Here is a 2,500-nt window from a genome sequence, read left to right as displayed (position 1 = left end):
TACTCCTTGTCGACCGATAGCGAACAAGTACCGTGAGGGAAAGGTGAAAAGCACCCCGACGAGGGGAGTGAAACAGATCCTGAAACCGAATGCTTACAAACAGTCGGAGCCCGCAAGGGTGACGGCGTACCTTTTGTATAATGGGTCAGCGACTTAATTTGACATGCAAGCTTAAGCCGTTAGGTGTATGCGCAGCGAAAGCGAGTCTGAACAGGGCGATATAGTATGTCGGATTAGACCCGAAACCGAGTGATCTAGCCATGGCCAGGTTGAAGGTGCGGTAACACGCACTGGAGGACCGAACCCACGCCCGTTGAAAAGGTCGGGGATGAGCTGTGGCTAGGGGTGAAAGGCCAATCAAACTCGGAAATAGCTGGTTCTCCGCGAAATCTATTTAGGTAGAGCGTCGGACGAATACTCTCGGGGGTAGAGCACTGGATGGGCTATGGGGACTCACCGTCTTACTGATCCTAACCAAACTCCGAATACCGAGAAGTACTATCCGGCAGACACACAGTGGGTGCTAACGTCCATTGTGGAGAGGGAAACAACCCTGACCGCCAGTTAAGGTCCCTAAATCATGGCTAAGTGGCAAAGGATGTAGGACTCCCAAAACAACCAGGATGTTGGCTTAGAAGCAGCCATCATTTAAAGAAAGCGTAACAGCTCACTGGTCTAAACAAGGGGTCCCGCGCCGATAATGTAACGGGGCTCAAGCCATGTACCGAAACTGCGGGCTTAGCGTAAGCTAAGCGGTAGCGGAGCGTTCCGTAGGCCTGCGAAGGGAGACCCGTGAGGGCTCCTGGAGGTATCGGAAGTGCGAATGCTGACATGAGTAACGATAAAGGGGGTGAGAGACCCCCTCGCCGAAAGTCCAAGGGTTCCTGCGCAACGCTAATCGGCGCAGGGTTAGCCGGCCCCTAAGGCGAGGCCGAAAGGCGTAGTCGATGGGAATGCAGTTAATATTCTGCAGCCTGCGGGTGGTGACGGATGCCGTGTATCGTATCCCCTTACTGGATTGGGGATGCGGTGAAGGTGTTCCAGGAAATAGCCCCCGCATTATAGACCGTACCCGAAACCGACACAGGTGGACTGGTAGAGTATACCAAGGCGCTTGAGAGAACTGTGCTGAAGGAACTCGGCAAATTGCTCCCGTAAGTTCGCGAGAAGGGAGCCCCGGGCTTGGGCAACCAGGTTCGGGGGGCACAGACCAGGGGGTGGCGACTGTTTATCAAAAACACAGGGCTCTGCGAAGCCGCAAGGCGACGTATAGGGTCTGACGCCTGCCCGGTGCCGGAAGGTTAAGAGGAGGTGTGCAAGCACCGAATTGAAGCCCCGGTAAACGGCGGCCGTAACTATAACGGTCCTAAGGTAGCGAAATTCCTTGTCGGGTAAGTTCCGACCTGCACGAATGGCGTAACGACTTCCCCGCTGTCTCCAGCACAGACTCAGTGAAATTGAATTCCCCGTGAAGATGCGGGGTTCCTGCGGTCAGACGGAAAGACCCCGTGCACCTTTACTACAGCTTCACACTGGTATTCGTCACGACATGTGTAGGATAGGTGGTAGGCGTCGAAGCGTGAGCGCCAGCTCGCGTGGAGCCACCCTTGAAATACCACCCTTGTCGTCATGGATATCTAACCGCGGCGCAACAACGTCCGGGACCGTGTGTGGCGGGTAGTTTGACTGGGGCGGTCGCCTCCCAAATGGTAACGGAGGCGCGCGAAGGTAGGCTCAGACCGGTCGGAAATCGGTCGTCGAGTGCAATGGCATAAGCCTGCCTGACTGCGAGACTGACAAGTCGAGCAGAGACGAAAGTCGGTCATAGTGATCCGGTGGTCCCTCGTGGAAGGGCCATCGCTCAACGGATAAAAGGTACGCCGGGGATAACAGGCTGATGATTCCCAAGAGTCCATATCGACGGAATCGTTTGGCACCTCGATGTCGGCTCATCACATCCTGGGGCTGGAGCAGGTCCCAAGGGTTCGGCTGTTCGCCGATTAAAGTGGTACGTGAGCTGGGTTCAGAACGTCGCGAGACAGTTCGGTCCCTATCTGCCGTGGGTGTAGGAAACTTGAGAGGATCTGTCCCTAGTACGAGAGGACCGGGATGGACGCACCTCTGGTGGACCTGTTGTCGCGCCAGCGGCATAGCAGGGTAGCTATGTGCGGAACGGATAACCGCTGAAAGCATCTAAGCGGGAAACCGGCCTCAAAACCAGGTCTCCCTTGAGAGCCGTGGAAGACCACCACGTCGATAGGCCGGGTGTGGACGTGCAGCAATGCATGAAGCTTACCGGTACTAATAGCTCGATCGGCTTGATCACTCTCATTACTCAATGCCCATCACAAAACGCATCAATCAAAAACACGCCGCAAACCGCGGCGAACTCTAAGACCAGTTCACATCCGTTTGCTCTTCGCCGGCCTGGTGGCCATTGCGGGGACCGCAACACCCGATCCCATCCCGAACTCGGCCGTGAAACGCCCCAGCGCCAATG

General features: G+C 55.9%; 2 rRNA genes (1 of these 2 cut by a window edge). Both read left to right on the top strand.

What is annotated here, in order from left to right:
- Window positions 1-2,326 (top strand): 23S ribosomal RNA (locus IEV83_RS19985) (it extends 398 nt beyond the left edge of the window).
- 100 nt (window positions 2,327-2,426) lie between these two features.
- Window positions 2,427-2,500 (top strand): 5S ribosomal RNA (gene rrf / locus IEV83_RS19980); the annotation flags it as partial.

This window comes from Stappia taiwanensis (genome assembly GCF_014635285.1).
Lineage (GTDB): Bacteria > Pseudomonadota > Alphaproteobacteria > Rhizobiales > Stappiaceae > Stappia > Stappia taiwanensis.
This window is presented reverse-complemented; position numbering and strand designations above follow the sequence as displayed.